Here is a 24,588-nt window from a genome sequence, read left to right on the forward strand (position 1 = left end):
AACTGCACGTTGGAGCCGCCCGTGTCGACGCCGATCTCGCGCAGCACCGCGATCGAGGCGTTGCGCATGATCTGGTACTCCTTGTCGGTCAGCGTCTGCGCCGGCGCCACCGTGATGGAGTCGCCGGTGTGCACGCCCATCGGGTCCAGGTTCTCGATCGAGCAGACGATGATGCAGTTGTCGGCCTTGTCGCGCACGACCTCCATCTCGTACTCTTTCCAGCCCAGCAGCGATTCCTCGATCAGCAGCTCGTTGGTCGGCGAAGCTTCCAGGCCGCGCTTGCAGATGGTCTCGAACTCTTCCGGGTTGTAGGCGATGCCGCCGCCGGTGCCGCCCAGGGTGAAGCTGGGGCGGATGACGGTGGGAAAGCCCAAGGTCTTTTGCACGGCCCAGGCTTCGTCCATGGTGTGGGCGATGCCCGAGCGCGCCGAGCCCAGGCCGATGCGCGTCATCGCGTCCTTGAACTTCAGGCGGTCCTCGGCCTTGTCGATGGCTTCCGGCTCGGCACCGATCAGCTCGATGGCCTTGTTGGTGGCGGCGCCCTTGTACTTGTGCAGCACGCCGTTGCGCCACAGGTCCAGCGCGCAATTGAGCGCGGTCTGGCCGCCCATGGTGGGCAGGATGGCGTCGGGCTTTTCCTTGGCGATGATCTTCTCGACCGTCTGCCAGGTGATGGGCTCGATGTAGGTGACGTCGGCCGTGGCCGGGTCGGTCATGATCGTGGCGGGGTTGCTGTTGATCAGGATGACCTTGTAGCCCTCCTCGCGCAGGGCCTTGCAGGCCTGCACGCCGGAGTAGTCGAACTCGCAGGCCTGGCCGATGATGATCGGGCCAGCGCCGATGATGAGGATGCTCTTGATGTCTGTGCGCTTGGGCATTTACTTCTTCTCCTGGGCCTGGTCCATCAAACCGGTGAACCGGTCGAACAGGTAGCCGATGTCGTGCGGGCCGGGCGAGGCTTCCGGGTGGCCCTGGAAGCAAAACGCCGGCTTGTCGGTGCGGGCCAGGCCCTGCAGCGTGCCGTCGAACAGGCTGACGTGGGTGGCGCGCAGGTTGGCCGGCAAGGTCTTCTCGTCCACCGCGAAGCCGTGGTTCTGGCTGGTGATGGAGACGCGGCCGCTGTCCAGGTCCTTGACCGGGTGGTTGGCGCCGTGGTGGCCGAACTTCATCTTGAAGGTCTTGGCGCCCGAGGCCAGGGCCATGATCTGGTGGCCCAGGCAGATGCCGAAGGTGGGGTAGCCGTCCTCGATCAGTTCGCGGGTGGCGGCGATGGCGTAGTCGCAGGGCTCGGGGTCGCCCGGGCCGTTGGACAGGAAGACGCCATCGGGGTTGAGCTTTTTCACTTCGGCGGCCGGCGTCTTGGCCGGCACCACGGTGACCTTGCAGCCGCGTTCGGCCAGCATGCGCAGGATGTTCTTCTTGACGCCGTAGTCGAAAGCCACGACGTGGTAGCGGGCTTCGGCCAGGTCGCCATAGCCCTCGCCCAGTTCCCATTCGGTCTGGGTCCAGTCGTAGGGCTTGCCCACCGTGACTTCCTTGGCCAGGTCCAGGCCGGCCATGGGCGCTGTGCCGCGTGCCGCGGCGACGGCCTGGTCCACCAAGGCCTGCGTCACTTCCTGGCCCGCGGCCAGGCCCAGGATGCAGCCGTTTTGCGCGCCCTTGCTGCGCAAGATGCGGGTGAGCTTGCGCGTGTCGATGTTGGCGATGGCCACCGTGTTTTCGCGCAGCAGGTACTGCTGCAGCGTCAGGTGCGAGCGGAAGTTGGAGGCGACCAGGGGCAGGTCGCGGATGATGAGGCCGGCGGCGTGGACCTTGCTGGCCTCGATGTCCTCCTCATTGACGCCGTAATTGCCGATGTGCGGATACGTCAGCGTGACGATCTGCCGGGCATAGCTGGGGTCGGTGAGGATTTCCTGGTAACCGGTGATGGCCGTGTTGAACACGACTTCGCCGGTGGTGGAGCCGGTGGCTCCGATCGAGTTGCCAAGAAAGACCGTGCCGTCTGCGAGCGCCAGGATGGCGGGAGGGGCGGTTCCCTGTAGAGACAAAAGCACTGGGTTCTCCGTGATGGGTACGGGTACGCCCAAACGCAGTCAAAAGCGGTGCCTTTGATGCTTGTTCTGTTCAGGGAGTGGCTTGGGATGCGCTAGGCGTACGGGGTTTGCGGGAAAGCCGTTGATTATAGCCTGCCAACGCAGGGCTGTTTGGCTCAGCGGCCGGCGCTGGCGTGCAGGCAGATGGCGGCGGCGGCGGCCACATTGAGCGACTCCTCGCCGCCCGGCTGGGCGATGCGGATGCGCGCGGTGGCCCGGCTTTCCAGTTCGGCCGAGACGCCCTGCCCTTCATGACCCAGCATCCAGGCGCAAGGCCAGGGCAGCTGCGCCTGGTGCAGGAAGTCACCCTGGTGGGAGCTGGTGGCCAGCAGCGGCAGGCCCAGGGCGTCCAGGTCGGCGGCCGCCAGGCCTTCGACCAGGCGCAGCCCGAAATGGGCGCCCATGCCGGCGCGCAGCACCTTGGGACTCCACAGGGCGGCCGTGCCGGACAGTGCCAGCACCTGGCGAAAGCCAAAGGCGGCGGCGCTGCGCAGGATGGAGCCGACATTGCCGGCGTCTTGCACCCGGTCCAGGATGACGGCAGCCTGCCCCGGCGCCAGCGCCGGGTTGGCCGGCAGCGGGACCACGAAACCCATGCGCGCCGGCGACTCCAGGCCGCTGATGGAGGCGAACAGCGGATCCACGATTGCTACTGTTTTAGGAGCGGCCCGGATCCATTGCGCGGGGGCTTGCGCCCAGAATGACTCCGAAAACACGGCCAGGGCCGGCGCCACGCCGCGCTCCAGGGCGGCGCGGCACAGGTGGTCGCCTTCCAGCCAGACCTGGCCCTGCTTGCGGTAGGCCGTGCTGTCCTGCGCCAGCCGGCGCAGGTCCTTGAGCAGGGCGTTGTCGCGTGAACTGACCAGGCTGTGGCTGCTGCTGGTCATGAGGCCGCCAGCACGATGGTGCCGCCGTCCGGCGTGCCGAAGGTGGCAGCCACAGGGCTGAAATAGCGGCGGTGGTGCCGGCAGGCGCCGTGCAGGCGCAGCGCCTCCAGGTGCTCGGGCGTGCCATAGCCCTTGTGGGCCAGGAAGCCGTACTGGGGAAACTCTTCGTGCAAAGTGGCGCAAAGCCGGTCGCGGTGCACCTTGGCCAAGATGGAGGCGGCCGAGATCGCCTTGACCTTGGCGTCGCCGCCGACCACCGCTTCGGCCAGCACGTCAATGGTGGGCAGGCGGTTGCCGTCCACCAGCACCTTCATGGGTTTGAGGCGCAGGCCTTCGACGGCACGCTTCATGGCCAGCATGGTGGCCTGCAGGATGTTGAGCTGGTCGATCTCCTCGACCGAAGCCTGCGCCACCGAGCAGCACAGGGCTTTTTCGCGGATCTGGTCGTAGAGGCGCTCGCGCTGCAGCGCCGTCAGCGCCTTGGAGTCAGCCAGGCCGCGGATGCGCTTGCTGTCGTCCAGGATGACGGCAGCGGCCACCACCGGACCGGCCAGAGGGCCGCGGCCGGCCTCGTCGACACCGGCCATCAGGCCAATGGGGTCCCAGGCCAGATGGACCTGCTCAGCGTGCAATAACTTTTTCGATGGCATCAGTGGCCAGGGCTTTGGTGTCGCGCCGCAGCTCGTGGTGCAGCGCAGTGAATCTCGCCTGGATGGCAGCGATTCTCGCAGGAGCTTCCAGCCATTCCAAGAGGGCCGCCGCGAGTTTCTCCGGCGTGGCATCGTGCTGTAGCAGTTCGGGCACGACAAAGTCGCGGCACAGCACATTGGGCAGGCCGACCCAGGGCTGCAGCCGCTTGGGCCACATGATGCGGTAGGTCAGCCAGTTGACCTTGTAGGCGATCACCATGGGCCGCTTGAACAGGGCCGCCTCCAGCGTGGCCGTGCCGCTGGCCACCAGCACCAGGTCGCAGGCCGTCAGGGCCAGGTGCGACTGGCCTTGCAGCACCTGCAGGCCGCGCTCCAGGCCGGCCGCGCGGGCCGCCTCCTCGATGGCCGACGCCAGGCCAGGCACCGCGGGCGCTATTAACTTGATAGCGGGATGCGCCCGTTGCACCAGGGCTGCGGCCAGAAAGAAGGTCTCGGCCAGGTTCTTGACCTCGGACCTGCGGCTGCCCGGCAGGATGGCGATGACCTGCTCGCCCTCCTGCAGCCCCAGAGCGCGGCGCGCCGCCGCCTTGTCCGGCACCAAAGGGATCACGCCAGCCAGCGGATGGCCGACATAGGTGGCGGCGATGCCGTTGCGCGCCAGCAGTTCGGGCTCGAAGGGAAAGATGCACAGCACATGGTCGGCGCTACGGCGGATGGTCTCCACGCGCTCCGGACGCCAGGCCCAGATCGAGGGGCAGATGAAGTGCACGGTGGGCACGCCCTGCTCTTTCAGGCCCTGCTCCAGGCCCAGGTTGAAGTCGGGTGCATCGACGCCGATGAAGACGTTGGGCCTGTCCTTGAGCAGCCGCTCCTTCAACTGCTTGCGGATGCCCACCAACTCGCGGTAGTGGCGCAGCACCTCGACGTAGCCGCTGACGGCCAGCTTGTCGGACGGCCACCAGGCCTGAAAGCCGCGCGCCGCCATCTGCGGCCCACCAATGCCCTGCGCCGACAGGGCCGGCCAGCGCGCGCGCATGCCATCGAGCACCAGGCCGGCCAGCAAGTCGCCGGACGCCTCGCCCGCGACCATGGCGAAACGCGGGGGCTGCTGCATGGCTAGCGGGCGATGCCGCGCGTCGCCGCAGCCAGGAAGCCACTCATGAGAGCCACGTCCTGCGCGGCCTCGGGCGTCTGTTCGGCCAGCGCGGCGATGGCCTGGCGGGCTTCGTCCAGGGTACGGCCTTCGCGGTACAGCAGCTTGTGCATCTGCTTGACGGCGGCGATGCGCGCTGCGTTGAAGTCGCGCCGGCGCAGGCCGATTGCATTGAAGCCGCGCACCGCCAGCGGATTGCCATCGACCAGCATGAAGGGAGGCACGTCCTGGGTGACGGCGCTGGCAAAACCCAGCATGGCATGGGCGCCGACCTTGACGAACTGGTGGATGCCGGTCAGGCCGCCCACCGTCACCCAGTCACCCAGTTCCACATGGCCGGCCAGCGTGGCGTTGTTGGCCAGCGTGGTGTGGTTGCCCACCACGCAGTCGTGCGCGATGTGGGTGTAGGCCATGATCCAGTTGTCGTCGCCGATGCGGGTCACGGCCTTGTCCTGCACCGTGCCGATGTGCAGGGTGACGAACTCGCGGATGGTGTTGCGCTCGCCGATCACCAGCTCGCAGGGCTCGCCGGCGTACTTCTTGTCCTGGTTGGCCGCGCCGATGGAGCCGAACTGGAAGATGCGGTTGTCGCGGCCGATGGTGGTGTGGCCCTCGATCACCACATGGCCGGCCACCGTGGTGCCGGCGGCGATCTTCACGTGGGGGCCGATCAGCGTGTAGGGGCCGACCCGGACGCTGCTGTCCAGCTGTGCGGCCGGATCGACGATGGCCGTGGGATGGATATTGGACACGCGGGCCTCGCGCAAAAAATCAGGCCACGGTGCGCATGGTGCACATGAGTTCGGCCTCGCAGGCCACCTCATCGCCCACCCGCGTGATGCCCTTGAACTTGTAGATGCCGGCCTTGTGGCGCACCAACTCCACGTCCATCACGAGTTGGTCGCCCGGCTCGACCGGCCGCTTGAAGCGGGCGCCATCGATGCCGGCAAAGTAATACACGGTCTTGTCGTCCGGCGTCACGCCCTGGGTGGCGAAGGACAGCAGGGCCGCGGCCTGGGCCATGGCCTCGAGCATCAGCACGCCCGGCATCACCGGCCGGTGCGGGAAGTGGCCGGTGAAGAAGGGTTCGTTGATGGTCACGTTCTTGAGGGCGCGGATGCTCTTGCCCTTCTCGTAGGCGAGCACCCGGTCCACCATCAGAAAGGGATAGCGGTGCGGCAGCAGCTTGAGGATTTCGTGGATGTCCATCATGTCGGTTTGTTCTTTTCAAGTACCTTGATGCGCTCACGCAGGCTGTGCAGCTGCTTCAAGGTGGCTGCGTTCTTTTCCCAGCTCGCATTGTCGTCGATGGGAAAGACGCCGGTGTAGTGGCCGGGCTTGCTCAAGGACCGCGTCACCAGGGACGCGGCCGAGATGTGGACGTGGTCGGCGATGTTCAGATGGCCGACGATGCCGGCCTGGCCGCCCACGGTGCAGTGCGCGCCGATGGTGGTGCTGCCGGCCACCGCCGAGCAGCCGGCCATGGCCGTGTGCTTGCCGATACGCACGTTGTGGCCGATCTGGATCAGGTTGTCGAGCTTGACGCCGTCACCAATCACCGTGTCGGCAAGGGCGCCACGGTCGATGCAGGTGTTGGCGCCGATCTCCACGTCGTCGCCGATGACCACGGCACCGAGCTGCTCGATCTTTTCCCAGGCGCCCTGGTTGGGTGCGAAGCCGAAGCCGTCGGCACCGATGACCACGCCGGGGTGCAGGATGCAGCGCGCGCCGATGACGCAGTTCTCGCCCACCGTCACCCGCGCCTTGAGCACCGTGCCGGCGCCGATGCGCGCACCGCGCTCGACCACGCACAGGGCGCCGATGCGGGCCGTCGGGTCAATGACGGCATCGGGGTCGATGACCGCGCTGGGATGGACGGCCGGACCCTTGGCGGCGCCAAGCTGGGCCTTCCACAACTGGGTCAGGCGGGCAAAGTAAAGATAGGGGTCGTCGGTGACGATGCAGGCGCCGCGCGCCACGGCCGGCGCACGCATGGACGCGGCGACGACGACGCAGCCGGCCTGTGAGGCTGCCAACTGCGACTGGTACTTGGGGTTGCTGAGAAAACTCAGCTGGGCGGGGCCGGCGCTCTCCAGCGGGGCCAGGCCAACAATCAGCAGTCCGGCGTCGCCGTGCAGCTCGCCGCCCAGAGCCTGGACGATGGAGGAAAGCGCAAGTGCCACACGTGCCAGCCTGGAGGCGACTTACTTGACCGCGTTCAGCGCCTTGATCACCTTGTCGGTGATGTCGTGCTTGGGGTTGATGTAGACCGCTTCCTGCAGCACCACATCGTATTTCTCGGCCTCGGCAACCTGCTTGACCACGCGGTTGGCGCGCTCGAGCACCTGCTGCAGCTCTTCGTTCTTGCGGGAAGTGAGGTCTTCCTGGAACTCGCGGCGCTTGCGCTGGAACTCGCGGTCCTGGTCAACCAGCTGCTTCTGGCGCTGGACACGCTGGCTTTCGGCCAGGGTCGGCGCTTCGCGCTCGAACTTCTCGGACGAGCTCTTGATGGAGGCCCCCAGATCGGCGAGCTCCTTCTCGCGGCGCGAGAACTCCTGCTCAAGCTTGACCTGCGCGGCCTTGGCCGTGTTGGCCTCGCGGAAGATCCGGTCGGTGTTGACGAAGCCGACCCTGAATTCCTGGGCCAGCACGGGCGCCGACAGCGCCAGCAAACCCAGCAGGACCACCCACCATGGACGGGACAGATGCTTCATTAGAAAGACGTTCCGATCTGGAATTGCAATTTCTGGATTCTATCGCCAGCAAAACTGCGTACGGGGTGGGCGTAGGCCAGGCGCAGCGGGCCCATCGGGGAGATCCAGGACAGGCCGATGCCGGCAGAGGCACGCAGCGTACCGAAATCGAGCTTCTCGGTCTCGCCGTAGACGTTGCCCACGTCGGTGAAGGCGAACATCCGCAGCGTCCGGTCGTTGCCGGCACCGGGGAACGGCGCGATCAGCTCGGCGTTGAGGGTGATCTTTTTGGGACCGCCGATGGACGAGCCGGTCACGTCGCGCGGGCCCAGGGTGCCCTGGTCGAAGCCGCGCACCGAGCCCAGGCCGCCCGAATAGAAGTTCTTGAACACCGGGAAAGGCCGATCCGACAGGCCCTTGCCCCAGCCGAATTCGGTGTTGAACGCCATGGTGTACTGCTTGCTCAGCGGCACATACTGCTGGTAGTGGTAATTGGCACGGATGTAGCGCGCGTCGCCGGCCACGCCCAGCTCGCTGGCCGCGCGCTGGAAGCGGCCCGAAGTCGGGGCGATGGCGCTGTCGCGGTCATCGCGCGACCAGCCGACTGTCAGCGGCAGCGAGTTGCTGGTGTAGCCGAACCTTTCGGCGTAATCCAGGTAGGCCGCCGGGATATTGGTGCCGGCCTTGATCTCGATGCGCTCCAGGCTGCCGCCGAAGAACACCGTGTCGAGCTCGCTGAAGGGCACACCAAAGCGCAGGCCCGCGCCGGAAGTCACCAGTTCGTAGTTGCCGCCCTGGTCTTCATAGGGCTTGGACGAGCGGTGGTACACGTCGATGGTGCGCGAGATGCCGTCGGTCGTGAAGTACGGATTGACGGTGTTGAAGGCCAGCGTCTTGTTGTACTTGCTGGTGTTGAGCTCCACACCCAGGTAGTTGCCCGAGCCGAAGGCGTTTTCCTGCTTGAGCGCGAAGCCCAGGCCGAGCTTGTCGGCGCTGGAGAAGCCAGCCGACAGCTGCAGGCTGCCGGTGGGCTTTTCGGTGACGTTGACGTTCAGGTCGATCTGGTCGGGCGCGCCGGGCACATCGCTGGTCTCGATGTTGACGTCGCGAAAGTAACCCAGGCGGTCCAGCCGGTCGCGCGACAGCTTGATGCGGTCGCCGTCGTACCAGCTGGCCTCGAACTGGCGGAACTCGCGGCGCACCACCTCGTCGCGGGTGCGGTTGTTGCCCGACACGCCGATGCGGCGCACATAAGCGCGGCGCGAGGGGTCCGAGACGATGACGAAGGCCACGCGGTTGTTGATGCGGTCGATCTCCGGCTTGGCCTCGACCTGGGCAAAGGCGTAGCCGAAGTTGCCGAAGAAGTCGGTGAAGGCCTTGGTGGTCTGGGCCACCTGGTCGGCGTTGTAGGCCTCGCCGACCTTGATCTGGATCAGCGACTTGAACTCGTCGTCGTGATTGAGGTAGTTGCCCTCGAGCTTGATGCCGGAGACGACGTAACGCTCACCCTCGGTGACGTTGATGGTGATGGAGATGTCCTGCTTGTTCGGCGAGATCGCGACCTGGGTCGAATCGATGCGGAACTCCAGGTAGCCACGCTGCAGGTAGTAGGAACGCAGCACTTCCAGGTCGGCGTTGAGCTTGGCGCGGGCGTATCGGTCGGACTTGGTGTACCAGGTCAGGAAGCCGCCGGTGCTCAGGTCGAACTCCCCCTTGAGGGTGGATTCGCTGAACGCCTTGTTGCCGACGATGTGGATGTCCTTGATGCGGGCCGGCTCGCCTTCGCTCACGGTGAAGGTGAGGTTGACCCGGTTGCGCTCGATCGGCGTGACGGTGGTCACCACCTCGGCGCCATAGAGGCTGCGGTTGATGTACTGGCGCTTGAGCTCCTGCTCGGCGCGGTCGGCAAGGGCTTGGTCATAGGGGCGGCCTTCGGTCAGGCCGATGTCGCGCAAGGCCTTCTTCAAGGTGTCCTTGTCGAATTCCTTGGCGCCGCTGAAATCCACCTCGGCCACCGTCGGGCGCTCTTCCACGATGACCACCAGCACGTCGCCGGCCACTTCCAGGCGCACGTCCTTGAACAGTCCCAGTCCGAACAGGGCGCGGATCGCGGCCGAGCCCTTGTCGTCGCTGTACTGGTCGCCCACACGGAACGGCAGCGAGGCGAAGATGGTTCCCGGTTCAACCCGCTGCAGGCCTTCGACGCGGATGTCGCGCACCGTGAACGGGTCCACTGCCCAGGCGTTGGCGGCAAAGGCCAGCGCGATCACGAAAGGCACGGTACGCGCGCGCAAGCGCTTGAATTGTTTTTTCATGAATCAAGGCCGGCCCGGACGGTCCCGCGGGACCGCCGCAACAGCAGCCGAAATAGGTTAACCAAAGAGACGGGTCACGTCGTTGAACAGCGCGATGGACATCATGACAAGCAACACCGCCACGCCACCCCGCTGCAGCCGTTCCATCCAGGCGTCCGAGACGCTCTTGCCCGTGACAGCCTCCCAAAGATAATACATCAGGTGCCCCCCATCCAGGACGGGCAGAGGCAGCAGGTTGAGCACCCCGAGGCTGACGCTGATCAGGGCCAGGAACACCAGGTACTGCGTCAGGCCCAGGCTGGCGGACTTGCCGGCGTAGTCAGCAATGGTCAGCGGCCCGCTGAGGTTCTTGAGCGAGGCCTCGCCGATGACCATGCGGCCCATCATGCGCAGCGTCAGCACCGACACCTCCCAGGTCCGCACGGCGCCGTTCCACAGGCCGTCCAGCGGACCGTGGCGCACCTCGGTGAAGGCCGGCGGCGCGCCCACGTAAGCGCCGATGCGCCCGACGGTGGCGGCGCCGTCCTTGACGGCGTCGGGCGTGACTACGATCTCCAGCACCCTGCCATCGCGCTGCACGCTCCAGGGAGCGGCCAGCGGCTTGCCGGCGCGCACCTGGGCACGGATCAGCTCGCGCAGGCGCTGGCCGTCGACCACCGGCGTGCCGCCCAGGGCCTGCACCAGGTCACCCTGGCGCAGGCCGGCACGGTCGGCCGCGCCGCCGACCACCACCTCGCCGATCAGGGGCTGGGTCCAGGGCCCCAGGATGCCGACCTTGCGCAGCAACTGCGCGTCGGCCTCCCGCGCATCGATGCTGGCCAGAGGCAGCAGCAGTTCACGCGCGCCCGCCTGCGGCGTCGCCGCCAGGCCGAGGCGCACATCACGGCCATCGAGCGCACCGCGGGTGAGCAGCCAGCGCAGGTCCTCAAAGGAATGCACGGCCTGCAGGGGCTCACCGTCGAAAGCCGCCTGCTCGACCCGCTCGCCGCCGGCCAGGCCGGCCTGCTGCGCCACCGAGCCGGCCACCGGGCTGGCCAGCACCGCCTGCGGCTCCTGCACACCGACCCAGTTGACGACGGCGTACAACAGCACCGCCAGCACCAGGTTGGCGGCCGGGCCGGCCGCCACGATGGCCGCCCGCGCCTTCAGAGGCTGGTTGTTGAAGGCCAGGTGGCGTTCCTCGGGCGCCACCGGCGCCTCGCGCTCATCGAGCATCTTGACGTAGCCGCCCAGCGGGAAGGCGCCGATCACGAACTCGGTGGCCTGGCCGGGACGCTGGCGCCTGGGTTGCCAGCGGTACAGGGTCTTGCCGAAACCCACCGAAAAGCGCAGCACCTTGACGCCGCAAGCCACAGCCACGCGGTAGTGGCCGTACTCGTGGACCGCGATCAGCAGGCCCAGGGCAACGATGAAGGCGGCGACGGTCAGCATGTGGTCCTTTGCTCAGTCCAGCCTGGCGACGGCTTGCAGGGCGGCCGCGCGCGATTGCGCGTCCAGAGCCAGCAAATCGTCCAGAGAATGCGGTTTGGAAGGCGCGACGGCGGCCAGAGTTGCAAGGTTCACGCCATGGATCTGGTCGAAGCGGATGCGCCGCGCCAGGAAGGCCTCGACCGCCACCTCATTGGCGGCATTGAGCACTGCGGTGGTGCCCGGCGCCCCGCGCAGGCTGTCCCAGGCCAGTTGCAGGCCGGGAAAGCGCTCGCGGTGGCCGCGGCTGTCCAGCGACTCGAAGCTCATGTCGGCGAGGGTGGAGAAGTCCAGTGGCTGGGCGCCCGAGGCCACCCGCTGCGGCCAGGCCAGTCCGTAGGCGATGGGTACCCGCATGTCGGGCGTGCCCAGCTGGGCCACCACCGAGCTGTCGCGGTATTGCACCATCGAATGGATCACGCTTTGCGGGTGGATCACCACCTCCAGCCGTTCGGGCTGCAGGCCGAACAGGTAGCGCGCCTCGATCACTTCCAGCGCCTTGTTCATCATGGTGGCCGAATCCACCGAGATCTTGCGGCCCATCACCCAGTTGGGATGGGCGCAGGCCTGCTCGGGCGTCACGTTGCGCAGCGTGGCCGGCTCGCGGGTGCGAAACGGCCCGCCGGACGCGGTCAAGATGATCTTGTCGACCCGCTCGTCCCAACAGGCCGGATCTTCGGGCAGCGACTGGAAGATCGCCGAGTGCTCGCTGTCAATCGGCAGCAGGGTCGCGCAGCCCTCGCGCACGGCCTGCATGAACAGCTCGCCACCGACCACCAGCGCCTCCTTGTTGGCCAGCAGCAGGCGCTTGCCGGCACGCGCCGCCGCCATGCACGCGGCCAGGCCTGCGGCGCCCACGATGGCCGCCATCACGGTGTCCACCGGGGCGTCTGACGCTATCTTTTCAATCGCATCGGGCCCGGACAAGACCCTGACTTCCAGCCCGTTCGCTTCGATTTTTTGGGCCAGGAGGCGAGCCGCTTGCGGCTGTGCCATGACGGCAAACTGCGGCCGGAACTGCGCGCACTGCTGCAGCATCAGGTCAACCTGGGTGTTGGCGCTGAGCGCGAACACCTCGAAGCGGTCGGGATGCCGGGCAATCACGTCCAGCGTGTTGGAGCCGACCGAGCCGGTGGAGCCCAGAACCGTTATGCGTTGCTTCATCCGGAGAGAGTGTCAGAAATGCAGGGAGGCCAGCATCATGGCCAGCGGCAGGGTCGGTAGCAGGGCATCGACCCGGTCGAGCACGCCGCCGTGGCCCGGCAGCAAATTGCTCGAATCCTTGGCGCCAGCGCTGCGCTTGATCAGCGACTCGACCAGGTCGCCCACCACGCTCATGGCCGACAGGAACAGCACGGCGATGACCAGCAGCCACCAGCCGCGCTCGGCCAGCCGGCTGTACAGGCTGGGCACGGCCGCGCCGAAATGCCTGTCGGCCGCGGCCCAGCACAGGGCGAGCACCAGCACGCCGGCCATGCCGCCCCACACGCCTTCCCAGCTCTTGCCAGGACTGATGGCCGGGGCCAGCTTGCCGCTGGTGAACTTCAGGCCGAAGGCGCGGCCGGCGAAATAGGCGAACACATCGGCCACCCAGACCAGCACCAGCACCGACAGCAGGAAGTTGATGCCGATGGCGCGGGCCTGCGAGACGGCCAGCCAGGCTGTCCACAGCGCCAGCACGCCAGCGACGACGCGCACTGCCCTGGGTACGCGCGGCCAGCCGGCCACGCCACCGCGCAGCAGCCAGGCGCCGGCCAGCACCCAGGCGGCGCCGGCCGCCGCCCACCAAAGCGGCATGGGCCGCTCCAGCAGGCCCAGCCGCCAGGAGACGGCGCACAGCGCCAGGCAGTCGAAAGCGATGAAGAGCGCGCCCTTGTTGCCGTAGCCATTGAGTCGACCCCACTCCCATGCGCCGGCGGCGATGAGCACCAGCGCCGCCGCAGTGAAGGGCACCGGCGACGGCCAGAACAGCGCGGGCAGCAGGATGGCCAGCAGGACGACGGCCGTGAGGATGCGCTGTTTGAGCATGGGTTGGCGGCCTTCAGGCCACCTTTTTGGCAGGGGACGGGGCCACCTGGCCAGAGACTTTGCCGAAGCGCCGCTCGCGGCTGGCATAGTCGGCGATCGCCGCGTCCAGCGCCGCCGCGTCGAAATCCGGCCACAGCTTGTCGCTGAAGTACAGCTCGGAATAGGCGACCTGCCAGAGCAGGAAATTGCTGATGCGCTGCTCGCCGCCAGTGCGGATCACCAGGTCGGGGTCCGGCACATGGGCCATCGCCATAGCGCCGTGCAGACTTTGCTCGGTGATGGGCGTGCCGCTGGCCGCCAGCTGGGCCGCTGCCTGGGCGATGTCCCAGCGGCCGCCGTAGTTGAAGCAGATGTTCAATTGCAGGCGGACGTTGGCGGCAGTGGCCGCTTCGGCCTGCGCCAGCCCGGCGCGCACCTTGGGCGCCAGCGCCGAGCGGTTGCCGACGAACTGGATGCGCACGCCTTCTCCGTGCAGCGCCGGCACCTCGCGTGCCAGCGCCAGCGCCAGCAGTTCCATCAGGCCCGAGACCTCCTCGGCCGGGCGGTTCCAGTTCTCCGAGGAGAAAGCGAACACGGTCAGGACCTTGACGCCCCGCTCGCCGCAATGGCGCACGCAGGCACGCAGGGCATCGACGCCCTTCTTGTGGCCGGCCACCCGCGGCAGGAAGCGCTTGGTCGCCCAGCGGCCGTTGCCGTCCATGACGATGGCGACGTGGTGGGGAATCACTGGCATGCCGCTCGTCATAGGCCGTCCATCACACGGCCATGATTTCCTGTTCCTTGCCGGCCACCAGGCTGTCGATGCTGGCGATGTGCCGGTCGGTCAGCTTCTGGATCTCGGCCTCGGAACGCTTCTGGTCGTCTTCCGAAGCCAGCTTGTCCTTGACCACCTTCTTGACGGCGTCGTTGGCATCGCGGCGCAGGTTGCGCACCGCGATCTTGGCGCTCTCGCCCTCGTTGCGCACCAGCTTGGTCATCTCCTTGCGGCGCTCTTCGCTCATCGCCGGCATGGGCACGCGGATCAGGTCGCCCATGGAGGCCGGGTTCAGGCCCAGGTCGCTCTCGCGGATGGCCTTCTCGATCTTGGCACCCATGCCCTTTTCCCAGGGCTGGACGCTGATCGTGCGCGCGTCGATCAGGGCCACGTTGGCCACCTGGCTCAGCGGCGTCATCGTGCCGTAGTAGTCGACCTGCACCGTGTCGAGCAGGGCCGGGTTGGCGCGGCCGGTGCGGATCTTGGTCAGGTTGTTCTTGAAGGCAGCGATGGACTGGTCCATCTTGCCTTCCATGGTCGTCTTGATTTCGGCGATCGTGCTCATGTTTTTTTCTCCTCAGCTCAGGCGTAGACGAGAGTGCCTTCGTCCTCCCCCATCACCACGCGCTTGAGCGCCCCGTGCTTGAAGATGGAGAAGACCTTGACCGGCAGCTTCTGGTCGCGGCACAACGCGAACGCCGTGGCGTCCATGATGCCCAGATTCTGCGCCATGGCCTCGTCGAAAGTGATTTTCGTGTAACGGGTGGCGGTCGGGTCGAGCTTGGGGTCGGCCGAATAAACGCCGTCGACCTTGGTTGCCTTGAGCACCAGCTCAGCGCCCACTTCCGCGCCGCGCAGCGCGGCGGCCGTATCGGTGGTGAAGAAGGGATTGCCGGTACCGGCGGCGAAGATCACCACCTTGCCCTCTTCCAGATACTGCAGGGCCTTGGGCCGCACGTAGGGCTCGACCACCTGCTCGATCGCGATGGCCGACATCACGCGGGCGATCAGCCCCTGCTTGTCCATGGCGTCGGCCAGGGCCAGCGCATTCATCACCGTGGCCAGCATGCCCATGTAGTCGGCGGTGGCGCGGTCCATGCCGACCGAGCCGCCGGCCACACCGCGGAAGATGTTGCCGCCACCGATGACGACGGCCACCTGCACGCCCATGTGCACCACTTCGGCAACCTCTTGCACCATGCGAACGATGGTGGCGCGGTTGATGCCGAACGCATCGTCACCCATCAGGGCCTCACCGGACAGCTTCAACAAGATGCGCTTGTGGGCTGGCTGGGCGTCGGACATGAAAGGCTCCTTGCGTGGATTTGGGGTGAGTTTACCGGCGTGCTGCTTCGCGGTGGGGCGCGGGGCGGCTCCGGGCCGCCCCTTGCCAACGGGACTGGGGCCCGGGGCGGTCAGGCGCCGCCCTTGGCGGCTGCGATCTGGGCGGCCACCTCGGCCGCGAAGTCGTCGACCTTCTTCTCGATGCCTTCGCCGACCACGTACAGGGTAAAGCCCTTCACGTTGGTGTTGGCGGCCTTGAGCATCTGCTCGACGGTCTGCTTGTCGTTCTTCACGAAGGGCTGGTTGAACAGCGAGACTTCCTTGAGGAACTTCTGCACGCCGCCCTCGATGCGCTTGGCCAGGATCTCGGCCGACTGGGCCGGCTTGCCGGCGGCTTCGGCCACCTTGCGGTCTTCCTCGGCCTTGCCCACGGCAACCGCGCGTTCCTTCTCGATCAGGTCGGCGGGCACGTCGGCGCTGGTCAGGGCAACCGGCTTCATGGCGGCCACGTGCATGGCCACGTCCTTGGCTGCGGCTTCGTCACCGTCGAACTCGACGACCACGCCGATGCGCGTGCCGTGCAGGTAAGCGGCCAGCTTGGCGCCGCCTTCAAAGCGCTTGAAGCGGCGGAAGCTCATGTTCTCGCCGATCTTGCCGATCAGGCCCTTGCGCACGTCTTCCAGGGTGGGGCCGAAGCCGTCCTGGCTCAGGGGCAGCGCGCCCAGGGCAGCGACGTCGGCCGGGTTGTTGCGGGCGATCAGCTCGGCAGCCTTGCTGGCCAGGGCCAGGAAGCTGTCGTTCTTGGTGACGAAGTCGGTTTCGCAGTTGGTTTCCAGCAGCGCGCCGATGGAGCCGTCGATGAAGGAGGTGACGACACCCTCGGCGGTGATGCGCGAGGCGGCCTTGCCGGCCTTGTTGCCCAGCTTGACGCGCAGCAGCTCTTCGGCCTTTTCCAGGTTGCCGTCGGCCTCGGTCAGGGCCTTCTTGCATTCCATCATGGGTGCGTCGGTCTTGGCGCGCAGCTCGGCGACCATGCTTGCGGTGATTGCAGCCATTTCGTATTCCTTCAGTTCGTTCAATGCGGTTCAGTTGTAAAAAAGGGGCCGACAAGCCCCTTTTTTCGGCTTGCGGAGCGGATCAGGCGGCGGCGCCCTCTTGCACTTCCACGAATTCGTCGCTGCCCTCGGGCTTGGCCTTGACCACCTCGTTGCCGGAGCTGGCGCGGCCTTCGATGATGGCGTCGGCGATGCCGCGGGCGTACAGCGTGACGGCCTTGGACGAGTCGTCATTGCCGGGGATCACGTAGTCGATGCCTTCGGGCGAGTGGTTGGAGTCCACCACGGCGACCAGCGGGATGCCCAGCTTCTTGGCTTCGAGGATGGCGATCTTGTGGAAGCCCACATCGATCACGAAGATCGCGTCGGGCAGCGTGGCCATGTCCTGGATGCCGCCGATGTCCTTCTCGAGCTTTTCCATCTCGCGGGCGAACATCAGCTGTTCTTTCTTGCTCATGGACTCCAGGCCGCCTTCTTGCTGGGCCTTCATGTCCTTCAGGCGCTTGATCGAGGTCTTGACGGTCTTGAAGTTGGTCAGCATGCCGCCCAGCCAGCGCTGGTCGACGAAGGGCACGCCGGCGCGCTTGGCTTCCATCGCCACGGTCTCGCGGGCCTGGCGCTTGGTGCCGACCATCAGGATGGTGCCGCGGTTGGCAGCCAGCTGCTTCACGAACTTGGTGGCTTCCTGGAACATCGGAAGCGACTTTTCCAGGTTGATGATGTGGATCTTGTTGCGGTGGCCGAAGATGAACGGGGCCATCTTGGGGTTCCAGAAGCGGGTCTGGTGGCCGAAATGGACACCAGCTTCCAGCATTTCACGCATGGAGACGGACATGATATTTTCCTAAGGTTGGGTCTAAAATCCAGCCCGAAATCGCAGTACCCGAAGGGCACGCGACACCTTGTTGGGATGGATTCGCGATTTTGCTTCGCTGACAACGCCTGACGCACCATGCGTCCGCCGTCCAGCAAAACCCAAAGATTATAGCAGGCCCCTCCCCCATGTCCCCTGACCTCATCGCCACGCGGGGCGCCGGCCGCGGCAGCGCCCTGGAACATACCGAGCAGGCGCTGGCCATGGCCGCCTCGCCGGCCTGCGCCCACGCCTTTGTCCACACCATGGGGCAAGCCGCACGCGCGGCAGCGGCCGCCCCCGCCAACGCCGGACGGCCGCTGGCCGGCCTGCCGGTCTCGGTCAAGGACCTGTTCGACATTGACGGCCAGCCCACGGCGGCCGGCTCGGTCGCCCTGGCGGATGCCCCGGCGGCGGCCCAGGACAGTGCGGCCGTGGCCCGGTTGCGGGCCGCCGGTGCGGCGCTGGTGGGCCGCACCAACATGAGCGAGTTCGCCTTCTCCGGCGTCGGCGTCAATCCGCACCACGGCACCCCGGCCAACCCTGCGGACAGCACCGTGGCCCGCATTCCCGGGGGCTCCTCCAGCGGTGCCGCCGTCTCGGTGGCTACCGGCGCGGCCTTCATCGGCCTGGGCTCGGACACCGGCGGCTCGATCCGCATTCCGGCCGCCCTGTGCGGCATCGTCGGCTTCAAGAACACGGCGCGGCTGACGCCCACCGAAGGCGCCCTGCCCCTGTCAACCACGCTGGACACGGTCTGCGCCATGACCCGCTCGGTGCGCGACGCCATCCTGGCCCATGAGATCCTGGCCGCGCGCAGCGTGGCAGTCAACGACAGGCCCCTGTCCGGCTACCGCCTGGCGGTGGCCACCACGACCATGCTCGATGGCCTGGACGCCACGGTGGCCGCGGCCTTCGAGCGCAGCCTGCAGGCCCTGCGCGATGCCGGCGCCCGCATCGAGGAGATCGCCTTGAGCGAGATCCGTGACCTGGGCGCCATCCAGTCCACGGGCGGCTTCTCGGCGGCCGAGAGCTACGCCTGGCACCGCGAGCTGCTGGGGCGCAGCGGCGAGCGCTACGACCCGCGGGTGCGCACCCGCATCGAGCGCGGCGCCGCCATGAAGGCCTGGGAGTACCTTCAACTCGTGCGCGCGCGCCAGGACTGGATAGTCCGCGTCGGCCTGGCGCTGGAGGGCTTCGATGCCGTGCTCTCACCCACCGTGCCCATCGTGGCCCCGACGATCGCCCAGGTGGCGCCCGGCAAGGAACGCGACGAGGAGTTCTTCCGCGTCAACGCCCTGCTACTGCGCAACCCCAGCGTGGTCAACATGCTGGACGGCTGCGCCATCTCCATCCCCTGCCATGCGCCCGGACAACTGCCCGCCGGCCTGATGCTGTGGCACGGCGCGCTGCGCGACGACACCATCCTGAACCTCGCGCTGCAGGCCGAGGCCGCCCTGCACGAAGGCAGGGCATGAGGATCGCCGTTGTAGGCGCCGGCATCATCGGCGTCACCACAGCCTACGAACTCGCGGCTGACGGCCATGAGGTCACGGTGTTCGAACGCCGCGGCGCGGCCGCCGAGGAAACCAGTTTTGCCAACGCCGGGGTGGTCGCACCCGGCTACGTCACGCCCTGGGCCGCGCCGGGCATGCCGGCCAAGGTGGCACGCCTTCTGTTCAGCCGCCACGCGCCGGTCAAGCTGGCCCTGCCGCTGTCGGCCCGGGAGATCGCCTGGATCTGGAAATGGTGGCGCGCTTGCAAGCTCGACACCTACCTGGCCAACCGGGCCCGGCTGCAGCGCCTGGCGTTCTACAGCCGGGCGCGCCTGCACCAGCTGACCGATGAACTCGGGCTGGACTACGACCGCAGCCCCGGCTACATGGTGCTGCTGCGCTCGGAGAAGGACCGCAAGCTGGTCGAGCCCGGCCTGCAAGTGCTGCGCGACGCCGGCGTCAATTTCAAGGAGATCGATGCGCAGGCAGTGCGCGGCATCGAACCGGCCATCAATGCCGACACGCAGTTCCTGGGCGCCATCCACCTGCCCGAGGACGAGGTGGGCAACTGCCGGCAGTTCGCGCTGCTGCTCAAGTCGGTGGCCCAGGGCTTGGGCGTGCGCTTCGAGTTCAACAGCACGGTCGCACCGCTGGATGCGGCCCGCCCGGCCGCCCTGGCCGTCAGCACGAACGGCCAAGGCGCGCAAAGGCGCGACTTCGACGCCGTCGTGGTTTGCGGCGGTGTCGACTCCGCCGCCATGCTGCGGCCGCTGGGCCTGAAAGTACCGCTGGCTGCGGTGCACGGCTATTCGATCAGCGCGCCGATCCGCGAACCGCTCAATGCGCCGCGCAGCGCGCTCATGGACGAACACTACAAGGTGGCGATCACACGCCTGGGCAACCGCGTGCGGGTGGCCGGCAGCGCCGAGATCGGCGGCGATCCCGCCGCCAGAAGGCCGGCCGCCATCCAGACCCTCTACAAGGTGCTGCACGACTGGTTCCCCGGCGCCGCCCAGATCTCCAACACCGGCGCCAGCGTGCAGGAGTGGAAAGGCGCGCGACCCATGTTGCCCGACGGCCCGCCGCTGCTGGGCGCCACCGGCGTGCCCGGCGTATGGCTCAACCTGGGCCACGGCTCCAGCGGCTGGGCCCTGTCCTGCGGCAGCGCCCGCGCGGTGGCCGACCTGATGGCAGGCCGCCAGCCCGAAGTGGACATCGAAGGCCTGGGCGTCGAACGCCTGCTGCGCTGAGCCGCCACGGCCCACGGCCGGCGTGCTGCGCGGCACAATCGCCGCCATGCAAGCCGTCACCCCCGAGCGCTCCTGGCCGCTGTTCGATGTCACCGCGACGCGGCGCCTGGAACAGGCCGCCGCAGCGCGCTTTCCGGCCCACACCCTGATGCAGCGCGCCGGCCTGGCAACGGCGCGGCTGGCGCTGGCCATTGCGCCGCATGCACGCAGGATCTGGATCGCCTGCGGCCCAGGCAACAACGGCGGCGACGGCCTGGAGGCGGCCATGCACCTGCAGCGCTGGGGCAAGCAGCCGCTCGTCACCTGGCTGGGCGACGAAAACCACGCCCCTGCCGATGCCTTGGCCTCGTTTCGCAATGCACGCGACGCCGGCGTCGAATTCGCCGCCCAGCCCCCCGAGGCCTACGCGCTGTGCATCGACGCCCTGCTGGGCATAGGCGCCAGCCGCGCACCGGACGGCAAGATGGCCGATTGGGTCGCCAGGATGAACGCCGGCACCGTCCCCGTGCTGTCGATCGACCTGCCCTCCGGCCTGGGCGCCGACACCGGCGGCGGAAGCAGCGTGCTGGCCAGCCACACCCTGGCCCTGCTGGCCCTCAAACCGGGCCTGTTCACCGCGCAGGGCCGCGATGCAAGCGGCCAGGTCTGGCTGGACGACCTGGGCCTGGCCTGCGCCGATGCGCCGGTGGCCTGGCTGCAAGGCCCGCCCGCGCCCGGGCACCGCGCCCACGCTTCGCACAAGGGCAGCTACGGCGACGTGGCGGTGATCGGTGGCGCCCCCGGCATGGTGGGCGCGGCCCTGCTGGCGGCCTGCGCCGCCCTGCACAGCGGCGCCGGACGGGTCTTTGTCGGCCTGCTCGATGCGGCCGCCACGCACGACCCCGGCCAGCCCGAATTGATGCTGCGGCCCTGGCGTTCGCTGGACATGGCCTCGCTGCACCTGGCTTGCGGTTGCGGCGGTGGCGATGCCATTCGGGCAGCGCTGCCGCAAGCCCTGTCTGGCGCGCTGAGCCTGGTGCTCGACGCCGACGCCCTCAATGCCCTGGCTGCCGACAACCAGCTGCAGACCTTGCTCCAGGCGCGCTCACGGCGGCACAACCGGCCGACGGTGCTGACGCCGCATCCGCTGGAGGCCGCCCGGCTGCTCGCAAGCACAACGGCGCAGGTGCAGGCCGACCGTCTTGCTGCAGCTGGTGAGCTAGCACAGCGCTTTGGCTGCACCGTGCTGCTCAAGGGGTCTGGTTCCGTCATCGCTGCGCCTGGCAGCACGCCGGTGGTCAATCCCACCGGCAACGCCCGACTCGCCAGCGCTGGCACCGGCGACGTGCTGGCCGGCATGGTGGCGGCGCGGCTGGCCGCAGGGGCGCCCGCCTTCGACGCGGCCGCTGCGGCTGCCTACGTGCACGGCCTGGCGGCAGACCGCTGGCCGGCCACCAGTCCCCTCACAGCCTCGGCCTTGGCCCGCACCTCGATTTAAGAGGAAAATCGGCCCACAGCCCCCGGGAAATGGCCCCGGAGCGCTATGGATTCAGGAGCAATCAGCCACGCCCGACAAAGGGCATCTTGGTGGCCATGACGGTGTGGAACAGCACGTTGGCTTCCAGCGGCAGGCTGGCCATGTAGAGCACCGACTGCCCCACGATGCTGGCGTCCATCAGCGGCTCGATGGCGATCTCGCCATTGGCCTGCGGCACACCCTTGGCCATCTTGGCAGCAAGGTCGGTCATGGCATTGCCGATGTCGATCTGGCCGACAGCGATGTCGTACTTGCGCCCGTCCAGCGCAGCGGTCTTGGTCAGGCCGCTCACCGCGTGCTTGGTCGCCGTGTAGGCGATGGAGTTGGGCCGGGGCGCATGGGCCGAGATCGAGCCGTTGTTGATGATGCGGCCGCCGCGCGGGCTCTGCGCCTTCATCACGCGGAAAGCCTGCTGGATCGTGTAGAACATACCGTTGAGGTTGGTGTCGACCACCCGCTTCCAGTCCTCGATGGCGATGTCTTCCAGCAGGGTCTGGCCCAGGCCACCACCGGCGTTATTGAACAGCAGGTCGACGCGGCCGAAGGCCTCGACCGTGGCGGCGAACAGCGCTTCCACCGAGGAGGGGTCGGTCACGTCGGTGGGCACGGCGATGGCGCGCCCGCCGGCCTGGGCCGCCACTTCCTCCAGCGGCTCCCGCCGGCGCCCGGCCACGGCCACGTTCCAGCCGGCCCCCAGCAGTGCCAGTGCCGCGGCCTTGCCGACGCCGGTTCCGCCGCCGGTGACGATGGCGACCTTGCCGGACGATGTTGTCGATGTCATTGCTCTGTCTTCCTCATTTTTGTCGTTGAACGCAATCCCAACCGAGTCTAGCGGCGGCTCTTGCGCCCCTTGGGCTTGGTGGTGGCCTTGCGCGCCACGGCCTTGGGCGCCGTCACCTTGCCGGGCCGGTCGACCGGTGGCACAGCCTTGCGGGCAGCGCGCTTGGTCGATGCCTTGGCCGGCACGCCGCCCGGACTGCCGGGCACGCCCTTGTCCTTGAGCGCGCGCGTGACCAGCTCCTCGCCCTCGCGCACGAGGCGGAAGTCGATCTTGCGGCCGTCCAGGTCGACCCGGCTGACCTGCACCTGCACCCGTGTGCCAATGGCATAGCGGATGCCGGTGCGCTCGCCGCGCAGCTCCTGGCGGGCCTCGTCGAACTTGAAATACTCGCCGCCCAGTTCGGTGATGTGGACCATGCCCTCGACATACATCGAGTCGAGCGTGACGAAGATGCCGAAGCCCATCGCCGCGGTGACAACGCCGCTGTACTCCTCGCCCAGGTGCTCGCGCATGTACTTGCACTTGAGCCAGGCCTCGACGTCGCGGCTGGCCTCGTCGGCGCGCCGCTCGTTGGCGCTGCAATGCAGGCCGGCCGCCTCCCAGGCCTGGACCTCGCGGCTGGGCGGCTGCACCGCCTTCTTGAGGCCCTGCGTCGGCGGCTTGACGCGCGCGGCCAGCCGGCGCGCCAGCTTTTCGTGCGCCTCGCCCGGCGTCGGCAAGGTGGGCAGCACGTAGCGCTCCTTGGACAGCACAGACTTGATCACGCGGTGGACCAGCAGGTCGGGGTAGCGCCGGATCGGGCTGGTGAAGTGGGTGTAGGCGTCGTAAGCCAGGCCGAAGTGGCCGGCGTTGATCGGGGTGTAGATGGCCTGCGACATCGAGCGCAGCAGCATGGTCTGGATCTGCTGGGCGTCGGGCCGCTCGCGCGTGGCCGCAGCGATCTTCTGGAACTCCATCGGCAGTGGCTCTTCGCTGATGGACAGACCCACGCCCAGGGCCTTGAGGTAGTTGCGCAGCAGGTCCTTCTTCTCCGGCGTCGGGCCTTCGTGCACGCGGTACAGGCCCGGGTGCTTGCTCTCCTGGATGAAGTCGGCGCTGCAGACGTTGGCCGCCAGCATGGCCTCCTCGATCAGCTTGTGCGCGTCGTTGCGCGTGCGCGGCACGATCTTCTCGATGCGGCCGTTCTCGTCGCAGACGATCTGCGTCTCTGTGGTCTCGAAGTCCACCGCGCCGCGGGTGTTGCGCGCCTTGAGCAGCGCGCGGTAGGCGTCGTGCAGGTTTTCCAGGTCGGTGACGCGGTCCTTGCGGCGCTGGGCCTCGGGCCCGCGGGTGTTGGCCAGGATGGCCGCCACCTCGTTGTAGGTGAAGCGGGCATGGCTCCACATCACGGCCGGATAGAACTGGTAGGCCTGGATCTCGCCGGTGGCGGTGATCAGCATGTCGCAGACCATGCACATGCGGTCCTGCTCCGGATTGAGCGAGCAAAGGCCGTTGGACAGCTTCTCCGGCAGCATGGGGATGACGCGGCGCGGGAAGTAGACGCTGGTGGCGCGGTCGTAGGCGTCGACGTCGATGGCGCTGCCCGTTTCCACGTAGTGGCTGACGTCGGCGATGGCCACCAGCAGGCGCCAGCCCTTGCCGCGGCCAACCTTGGCCGGCTCGCAGTAGACGGCGTCGTCGAAGTCGCGCGCGTCCTCGCCGTCGATGGTGACCAGGGGCACGTCAGTCAGGTCGACCCGGTGCTTCTTGTCCTGCGGCCGCACCTTGTCAGGCAGCGTGCGCGCCAGCGCGATGCAGGCGTCGGAGAACTCGTGGGGCACGCCGTACTTGCGCACCGCGATCTCGATCTCCATGCCGGGATCGTCGATCTCACCCAGCACTTCCTTGACGCGTCCCACGGGCTGGCCGTACAGGCTGGGCGGCTCGGTCAGTTCGACCACCACCACCTGGCCCGCCTTGGCCAGGGCGGTCGCACCCTTGGGGATCAAGATGTCCTGTCCGTAGCGCTTGTCTTCCGGCGCCACAAGCCAGACACCGCTCTCGTGCAGCAGGCGGCCAATGATGGGTTGCGGGGGACGCTCGACGATCTCGACGACGCGGCCTTCGGGCCGGCCCTTGCGATCGTGGCGCACGATGCGCGCCTTCACGCGGTCCTTGTGCAGCACGGCGCGCATCTCGTTGGGTGGCAGGTAAATATCGCCTTCGCCGTCGTCGCGCGAAACGTATCCGTGGCCATCGCGGTGGCCTTGAATCACGCCTTCGATCTCATCGAGCAGTGCAGTGCCGGAGGGTCCTAAATTTTTGATATACAAT

Annotated in this window: 22 protein-coding genes and 1 pseudogene; 3 read left to right on the forward strand and 20 right to left on the reverse strand. The window is 67.7% G+C overall.

What is annotated here, in order from left to right:
- The 18 genes and pseudogenes from carB to rpsB form a co-directional block, all read right to left on the reverse strand.
- A pseudogene (gene carB / locus Q0632_RS14930) lies at positions 1 to 878 on the reverse strand (carbamoyl phosphate synthase large subunit); the annotation flags it as partial.
- Complete coding sequence (carA, locus tag Q0632_RS14935) at positions 879 to 2,054, reverse strand: glutamine-hydrolyzing carbamoyl-phosphate synthase small subunit (RefSeq protein WP_298931540.1); 1,176 nt, start codon at positions 2,052 to 2,054, stop codon at positions 879 to 881. It lies immediately after the preceding pseudogene.
- Between the two features lie 155 nt (positions 2,055 to 2,209).
- Positions 2,210 to 2,980 carry an RNA methyltransferase gene (locus Q0632_RS14940; RefSeq protein WP_298931542.1) on the reverse strand — a complete coding sequence of 257 codons (771 nt, stop codon included), beginning with the start codon at positions 2,978 to 2,980 and terminating at the stop codon, positions 2,210 to 2,212.
- The gene (gene rnhB / locus Q0632_RS14945) at positions 2,977 to 3,630 is read right to left on the reverse strand and encodes a ribonuclease HII (protein WP_298931544.1); all 654 of its coding nucleotides are present in this window, start codon (positions 3,628 to 3,630) and stop codon (positions 2,977 to 2,979) included. Before rnhB ends, Q0632_RS14940 begins: the two co-directional genes overlap by 4 nt.
- Positions 3,602 to 4,744, reverse strand: coding sequence for a lipid-A-disaccharide synthase (gene lpxB, locus Q0632_RS14950; RefSeq protein ID WP_298931546.1), 1,143 nt, complete (start codon positions 4,742 to 4,744; stop codon positions 3,602 to 3,604). Before lpxB ends, rnhB begins: the two co-directional genes overlap by 29 nt.
- 2 nt (positions 4,745 to 4,746) lie before the next feature.
- Positions 4,747 to 5,535, reverse strand: a complete 789-nt coding sequence (gene lpxA, locus Q0632_RS14955; protein ID WP_298931623.1) for an acyl-ACP--UDP-N-acetylglucosamine O-acyltransferase — start codon at positions 5,533 to 5,535, stop codon at positions 4,747 to 4,749.
- Positions 5,536 to 5,554: 19 nt separating this feature from the next.
- Positions 5,555 to 5,995: a 3-hydroxyacyl-ACP dehydratase FabZ gene (gene fabZ, locus Q0632_RS14960; protein WP_298931548.1), complete on the reverse strand. Its 441-nt coding sequence runs from the start codon at positions 5,993 to 5,995 to the stop codon at positions 5,555 to 5,557.
- Positions 5,992 to 6,966, reverse strand: a complete 975-nt coding sequence (gene lpxD, locus Q0632_RS14965; protein ID WP_298931550.1) for a UDP-3-O-(3-hydroxymyristoyl)glucosamine N-acyltransferase — start codon at positions 6,964 to 6,966, stop codon at positions 5,992 to 5,994. Before lpxD ends, fabZ begins: the two co-directional genes overlap by 4 nt.
- Positions 6,967 to 6,987: 21 nt before the next feature.
- Entirely contained in the window at positions 6,988 to 7,497 is a 510-nt protein-coding gene (locus tag Q0632_RS14970; protein WP_298931552.1) for an OmpH family outer membrane protein, read from the reverse strand.
- On the reverse strand, positions 7,497 to 9,791 hold the full coding sequence (gene bamA / locus Q0632_RS14975) for an outer membrane protein assembly factor BamA (RefSeq protein WP_298931554.1): 2,295 nt from the start codon (positions 9,789 to 9,791) through the stop codon (positions 7,497 to 7,499). The genes Q0632_RS14970 and bamA overlap by 1 nt, the downstream gene beginning before the upstream one ends.
- A gap of 57 nt (positions 9,792 to 9,848) precedes the next feature.
- Positions 9,849 to 11,222 (reverse strand): RIP metalloprotease RseP, encoded by a 1,374-nt coding sequence (gene rseP, locus Q0632_RS14980; protein WP_298931557.1) that lies wholly within the window; start codon positions 11,220 to 11,222, stop codon positions 9,849 to 9,851.
- Between the two features lie 12 nt (positions 11,223 to 11,234).
- The gene (gene ispC / locus Q0632_RS14985; protein WP_298931559.1) at positions 11,235 to 12,422 is read right to left on the reverse strand and encodes a 1-deoxy-D-xylulose-5-phosphate reductoisomerase; all 1,188 of its coding nucleotides are present in this window, start codon (positions 12,420 to 12,422) and stop codon (positions 11,235 to 11,237) included.
- Between the two features lie 12 nt (positions 12,423 to 12,434).
- On the reverse strand, positions 12,435 to 13,286 hold the full coding sequence (locus tag Q0632_RS14990; protein ID WP_298931561.1) for a phosphatidate cytidylyltransferase: 852 nt from the start codon (positions 13,284 to 13,286) through the stop codon (positions 12,435 to 12,437).
- 13 nt (positions 13,287 to 13,299) lie between these two features.
- Entirely contained in the window at positions 13,300 to 14,019 is a 720-nt protein-coding gene (gene uppS / locus Q0632_RS14995) for a polyprenyl diphosphate synthase (protein ID WP_298931563.1), read from the reverse strand.
- A 22-nt stretch (positions 14,020 to 14,041) separates the two neighbouring features.
- Positions 14,042 to 14,605 carry a ribosome recycling factor gene (frr, locus tag Q0632_RS15000; protein ID WP_298931565.1) on the reverse strand — a complete coding sequence of 188 codons (564 nt, stop codon included), beginning with the start codon at positions 14,603 to 14,605 and terminating at the stop codon, positions 14,042 to 14,044.
- Between the two features lie 17 nt (positions 14,606 to 14,622).
- The gene (gene pyrH, locus Q0632_RS15005) at positions 14,623 to 15,345 is read right to left on the reverse strand and encodes a UMP kinase (RefSeq protein WP_298931566.1); all 723 of its coding nucleotides are present in this window, start codon (positions 15,343 to 15,345) and stop codon (positions 14,623 to 14,625) included.
- Positions 15,346 to 15,455: 110 nt separating this feature from the next.
- Positions 15,456 to 16,379, reverse strand: coding sequence for a translation elongation factor Ts (gene tsf / locus Q0632_RS15010; protein WP_298931568.1), 924 nt, complete (start codon positions 16,377 to 16,379; stop codon positions 15,456 to 15,458).
- A gap of 82 nt (positions 16,380 to 16,461) precedes the next feature.
- Positions 16,462 to 17,214 carry a 30S ribosomal protein S2 gene (gene rpsB / locus Q0632_RS15015; protein ID WP_298931570.1) on the reverse strand — a complete coding sequence of 251 codons (753 nt, stop codon included), beginning with the start codon at positions 17,212 to 17,214 and terminating at the stop codon, positions 16,462 to 16,464.
- Between the two features lie 167 nt (positions 17,215 to 17,381).
- On the opposite strand from rpsB, the gene Q0632_RS15020 reads away from it, so the two are divergent.
- From Q0632_RS15020 to Q0632_RS15030, 3 genes are read left to right on the forward strand one after another with little or no spacing between them, the layout of a single operon-like run.
- Positions 17,382 to 18,710 carry an amidase gene (locus Q0632_RS15020; protein ID WP_298931572.1) on the forward strand — a complete coding sequence of 443 codons (1,329 nt, stop codon included), beginning with the start codon at positions 17,382 to 17,384 and terminating at the stop codon, positions 18,708 to 18,710.
- On the forward strand, positions 18,707 to 19,978 hold the full coding sequence (locus Q0632_RS15025; protein ID WP_298931574.1) for a D-amino acid dehydrogenase: 1,272 nt from the start codon (positions 18,707 to 18,709) through the stop codon (positions 19,976 to 19,978). The genes Q0632_RS15020 and Q0632_RS15025 overlap by 4 nt, the downstream gene beginning before the upstream one ends.
- A 46-nt stretch (positions 19,979 to 20,024) precedes the next feature.
- The gene (locus Q0632_RS15030) at positions 20,025 to 21,455 is read left to right on the forward strand and encodes an NAD(P)H-hydrate dehydratase (protein WP_298931576.1); all 1,431 of its coding nucleotides are present in this window, start codon (positions 20,025 to 20,027) and stop codon (positions 21,453 to 21,455) included.
- A 61-nt stretch (positions 21,456 to 21,516) separates the two neighbouring features.
- On the opposite strand, the gene Q0632_RS15035 is transcribed toward Q0632_RS15030, so the two are convergent.
- Both Q0632_RS15035 and rnr read right to left on the reverse strand, forming a co-directional pair.
- A complete protein-coding gene (locus Q0632_RS15035; protein WP_298931578.1) occupies positions 21,517 to 22,275 on the reverse strand; it encodes an SDR family oxidoreductase in 759 nt (252 codons plus the stop codon).
- Positions 22,276 to 22,322: 47 nt separating this feature from the next.
- Positions 22,323 to 24,587, reverse strand: coding sequence for a ribonuclease R (gene rnr, locus Q0632_RS15040; protein ID WP_298931580.1), 2,265 nt, complete (start codon positions 24,585 to 24,587; stop codon positions 22,323 to 22,325).
- Position 24,588 lies beyond the last annotated feature (1 nt).

It is taken from the genome of uncultured Ramlibacter sp. (assembly GCF_936925435.1).
In the GTDB taxonomy this organism is placed as follows: domain Bacteria; phylum Pseudomonadota; class Gammaproteobacteria; order Burkholderiales; family Burkholderiaceae_C; genus Ramlibacter.